The organism is Micromonospora sp. AMSO1212t (genome assembly GCF_008868145.1).
Lineage (GTDB): Bacteria > Actinomycetota > Actinomycetes > Mycobacteriales > Micromonosporaceae > Micromonospora > Micromonospora tulbaghiae.
Genome location: NZ_WBKS01000221.1, coordinates 1 through 4,908, shown reverse-complemented (window position 1 = coordinate 4,908; position 4,908 = coordinate 1). Strand labels below are relative to the sequence as shown.

The 4,908-nt window shown below is 75.3% G+C and carries 3 protein-coding genes; 1 reads left to right on the top strand and 2 read right to left on the bottom strand.

All coding sequences use genetic code 11. From position 1 onward, the window contains the following. Together F8279_RS29170 and F8279_RS29165 are read right to left on the bottom strand one after the other, a co-directional pair. Positions 1-2,595, bottom strand: a 2,595-nt coding sequence (locus F8279_RS29170; protein ID WP_151501655.1) for a multicopper oxidase domain-containing protein, incomplete at its 3' end; no start/stop codon positions are given. Positions 2,596-2,725: 130 nt separating this feature from the next. After that, entirely contained in the window at positions 2,726-3,547 is an 822-nt protein-coding gene (locus F8279_RS29165) for a DNA-formamidopyrimidine glycosylase family protein (RefSeq protein WP_151501654.1), read from the bottom strand. 109 nt (positions 3,548-3,656) lie between these two features. On the opposite strand from F8279_RS29165, the gene F8279_RS29160 reads away from it, so the two are divergent. Further along, positions 3,657-4,907: a hypothetical protein gene (locus F8279_RS29160; RefSeq protein ID WP_091420242.1), complete on the top strand. Its 1,251-nt coding sequence runs from the start codon at positions 3,657-3,659 to the stop codon at positions 4,905-4,907. The last annotated feature ends 1 nt before the right edge of the window (position 4,908 follow it).

Here is a 4,908-nt window from a genome sequence, read left to right as displayed (position 1 = left end):
ACCGGGGTCGAGCAGCCGGACGCTGTCTCCCAGCTTGAACGGCAGCGCTGGCGCGACCGGGCGCAGCGCCACCACCACGTCCTCCCGGGGGTTGACCCGGACGGTGTCCTTCCACCCCAGCTCGCCCGGGTCCGGCGGGCGGACCGTGCCGTCCCAGCCGACCCGGTTGACCAGTTGCACGTCGCAGCCCTCGATGTGGACCGGATGGGTACGCGGGGCGTCGCCGACGATCCGCCAGAGCTGCGTGCCGTCGCCGGGCGCGCCGACCGCCACGGCCGGGTCGGTGGCGTGCAGCACCTCGGTGGCCGGGTCGGCCGGTCCCAGCGGCAGGGTGGCCGGGGCGAGCGGCCCGGCGACCGGGTGGCCGACGCCGAGCCGTCCCACCGCGCGCCCGTGCCGGGCCTCGAACACCTGCCCGACCGACTTCACCGCCAGCGGCAACGTGACCGGGGCGGTCGCGCCGGCCGGGGTGAACGTGACCGAGGTGGCCCGCGCGGGAACGAGCGTCGGGCGCGGGGTGGAGGTGCCGATCGCGGCGTCGTACGCGGGTTGCGGCACGATCGGTGGCGGCTGGCTGCGGGCGTACGCCCCTGGTAGCCGGTCGGCGAGCCGTCGCGTGTCGTACGGCTCGGCCGGGGTGCCGGTGACCCGGATCTGGAGCAGGGTGCGGGTGTTCGGGCCGTATCCGGGGCGGGTCGGCGGCAGGCCCCCGGAGGCGGTGCGGTCCGGCGCGCCGGTGTGGTGGTCGTGGCGCGGGTCGAACCGGGGCAGCGGCGCGGGGCAGTCGTTGTAGAGGATGAGTGTGCTGCCCGGTGCCACAGTGGAGAAGTCCACCACCACGTCGGCGCGTTCGCCGGGGGCGAGCAGCAGCGCGTGCCCGTCCACGTTGAGCACCGTCGGGTCCTGCCTGTCGTACCGGTAGTCCACCGGGCGGTTGGTCAGCACAACCGGGGCGGGGAGCAGGCCGCCCTCGTTGCCGATCTGGATCATCTCGGGTCCGGCGGCGGCCGGGTCGGGCACGCCGCCGTCGCGCCCGTCCGCCGGCCAGTAGGCGGGCCGCCCTGGTGCGCGTACCGCCTCGACCATGGGCACCTCACCGGCGTCCGGGTCGGCCGGGCTGCCGTCGGGCGCCCACATCGGCGCGTCGGAGGCGGCCCGGTAGAGCTGGAGGTTGAGCGCCCGGTCCGCGCAGGCGTTGAGGATCCGGAACCGGTACGCCCGTGGCGCCACCTCCAGGTACGGGTAGGCCACGCCGTTGACCAGCGGAGTGTCGCCGTACGCGTCTGGCACGGCCGACGGGTGCGGGACGCCCGGTACCAGCGGCGGCTCGTCGGGGTCGGTGTCGGGGTCGTGGTGCGGGTTCGGCACCGGCGCGACCCACGGGCTGGCGCCGCCGTCCGGGTCGTGGGTCCACGGCCCGTAGTCCCAGCGTCCGGTCGGGTTGGTCCCGGTGAGCCGGTACGGGTTCTGCCGCGGCTGGTAGACGTGCGGATGCCAGAGGCTGCCCTTGGCGCCCCAGCGGTCCCGGTCCCAGGTGGGGTCCTGGGCGGCGAGCTGCGCGTCGTCGGGTACGAACGTCTTGTCCTCGATCACCAGCGGGAACTGGTCGGCAGGCAGCACGCCGTCGTCGACGAGCCGTTCCTCGGCCGGGTCGGTGAGCAGGTAGAGCGCGATCTGCCCGGAGTAGACGGTGAGCCGGGACAGGCCGAGCGTGTTGTCGTGCAGCCACATGAGCCGGCCGCTCTGGTCGTTCGGGAAGTACAGCGTGGTGGCGCCCGCGCCGGGCGGCGGCATGTCCGGCACCGGCGTCAGACCCACGCCCGTCGGGTACGGCGTGATCTCGCCGGCCGGGGTCACCCACTGCCACGGGTTGCCGGCGCTGATCCACCCGGTCTGCGCGCCGGACAGGTGCGGCACGGCCCGGTTCTGCGGGTACGGCGCGGGGCCGTCGAACGGCCCGGCCCCGGCGCCGTCGACGGTCTCGTCCACCGGCAGGAACAGCTCGCCGGCCCGTCCGGTGGGGAGCTGGTTGATGAACTTGATCCGCACCGGGCGGCCCCGCCGGGCCACGATCATCGGGCCGAGGTGCCAGGGGCGGCCGGGCGGGCTGACCGTGTTGTGCCCGGAGGCGTCGGTGCCCAGGTTGAGCTGGCGGTAGCCGCGCAGCCGGGTGGCCGGCAGGTCGCGGTGCAGGCGCTGCGCGTACTCCTGGAGGCCGATCTCGTAGTAGTCGCAGCCCGGCCAGGTGATGGTGTCCGGGACGGCGACGGGCAGGCGGGCGCCGAGCCCGGCGGTGGCCGGCTGCCCGGGCAGCGGCAGCGGGTCGACGAACTTGCGGATGCCGGTGCCGGGTACCGGGCGGCCGTCCGGGTCGAGCGTGGGCAGCGGGCTGGCGGCGGTGTTCGGCACCGGGCCGAACAGACGCGGGACGGCGGCCGGGTCCAGGCTCGCCGGCGCCGGGCCGCCGGGTTCCTCGTCGCCGCCGCGAGCGGCCGGTACGGCGGGCGCGACGGAACCGGCCGGCGCGGTTTCCTCGATGGCGACGACGGCGGCGCGGTCCGGACGTCCGGGCCGGCTGCGGCGGAACAGCACCATGGCTCTCCCCGGGGTCGGGGCGCGCCGGCCGACACCCCGGCGTGGCGGGCGTGCGCGCTGCTGACGATCCGTGAGCGGTCCACCGCAGCATGCGACGTCACAGGGGTGAGGCGGAAGTACCCAATCGTCCCTATCTCAGCCGATCTTGGCCGTTTGGTGGAAGTTCCACGCCCGGCTGGCAGGCCGGGCACCAGTAGGTGACCCGTTCGCCCAGTTCCTCCTTGCGGATGGCGGTCCCGCAGCGGCGGCACGGCTGGGCCCGGCGGCCGTAGACGTAGCTGGTCCCGCCCCGGCGCAGCACCCCCGTCGTGCTCTGCGTCCAGCGCCCCCGGTTCGCCGCGAGCAGCCGCTGGGCCAGCGCGACTGTGCCGGGTAGGTCCGGCACCGCGCCCACCGGCGTCCACGGCGACACGCCGCGCAGGAACAGCACCTCGCACTTGTAGAGGTTGCCCACCCCGGCCAGGTTGCGCTGGTCGAGCAGCGCCTCGCCGATGGTGCGGTCCGGGTCGGCGGCGAGCCGGTGGACCGCCTCGTCCGCGTCCCAGTCCGGGCCGAGCAGGTCCGGGCCGAGGTGGCCGACGAGCGACTCCTCGTCGGCGGTCGGCACCAGCGCCAGCTCGTGCAGGTGGTAGCCGACAGCGACCGCGGCGGGGGAGCGGAGCACCACCCGGATCAGGTGCGCCGGCCGCGCGGTCCAGCGCTCGCCCGGGGCGTACGCCCGCCAGGCGCCGTCCATCCGCAGGTGCGAGTGCAGCGTCCACGGTGCGGCGTCGGTGGCCGCCAGGCGCAGCAGCAGGTGCTTGCCCCGGCTGGCCGACTCGCGCACCGTCCAGCCGGTCAGGTCGGTGGCGGCGAGCTGCGGCACGCGGAAGTCGGACCCGGTGAGCCGGGCCCCGGCCAGCGCGCGTTGCAGGACGCGCGCGGTGTTCCAGACGGTGTCGCCTTCGGGCACCCGGCCATTGTCCCCCGCCCGAGCAGAATTCGCATGTGTCGCTATTTGTACTGAGGTTCCACTTGATCTGCGGAAACGCAACGATCAGGGGGTTCTGAGGAGAATGCTGATGGCTCATCCACGACGTCGTACCGTCGTCGCCCTGACCGCCCTGCTCACCGTGGCCGCCGGACTGCCCGGCACGCCCGCGTCGGCCGCATCCCCGCCCACCGCCGCACCGGCACGCGCCGCCGCGCCCGGCTCCGAACGCTGGTCGGTCGACCTCGCCGTCGCCGGCGGCGACGACGTCAACGTCGCCTGGCGGTCCGGCCGCCTGCGGCTGGCCGACCCACGGCCCACCGCCCGCACCCGCCCGGCCGCCGTCGCCGGACCGGTCGCCGAGGGCATCCTGCTCTCCGCGCCACGCGCCCTGGACCGGCCAGCGACCCGGGTACGCGCACAGCTCGCCGCCCGCACCGGCGACGGTGGTACGGCGGTGGCCCAGGTACGCGGCTGGCGTGCCCGCGGCTGGACCGAGTGGCGCGACGCCACCGAGGCGGTGTTCGACCAGCCGGTCAGCCGGGTCCAGGCGCGCGTGGTGCTGACCACCAGCGACTCCGCGTCGCAGGCCACCGTCACCGGGCTGACGCTCGCCGCCGACCGGGTCGCCACCACCGCGGTCCAGCCGGCCGCCGCGCTCAAATACCGGGTGTACGCGACCCGGATCGGCCTGGTCGGCGGCATCACCGCCAACGGGCACACGGTGCGTACCCGGGACCACTTCGCGGCGCTGCCCACCCGGCGGGGCCTGTCCCCGCGCGGCACCGGCGACTACACGGTCAAGGTCTGCACCACGAGCGGCAGCCGCTGCGAGTACGCCCCGGTCTGGGACGTCGGCCCGTGGAACACCCGGGACGACTGGTGGAACCCGGCGTCGGTCCGGGAGAACTGGAAGGACCTGCCGCGCGGGAAGCCGGAGGCGCAGGCTGCCTACCAGGACAACTACAACGGCGGGCGCGACCAGTTCGGCCGTACCGTGCGCAACCCGGCCGGACTGGACCTGGCCGACGGGACGTTCTGGGACGGGCTGCGGCTCACCGACAACGCGTGGGTGGACGTGACGCTGCTGTGGACCGGCGGCGGGGCGCGGGCCGTGGTCGGCTCCGGGCCGCTGAACCTGCGCTCCGGGGCGAGCACCTCGTACGCGAGCCGGGGCCTGGCCGCCACGTACGCCCACGTGCCGGTGCAGTGCTACGTGACCGGGCAGAAGGTCGCCGGCACGTACCGCACCACGACGAGGTGGTACCGGCTGGTGGGCGGCAACTACGTCAGCCACGCCTACCTGTCCTCGATCTACGGCGGCACAGTCCCCCGCTGCTGAC

Coding starts and splice junctions, on each gene's coding strand:
- F8279_RS29160 (WP_091420242.1), top strand. CDS start 3,657: ATGGCTCATCCACGACGTCGTACCGTCGTCGCCCTGACCGCCCTGCTC.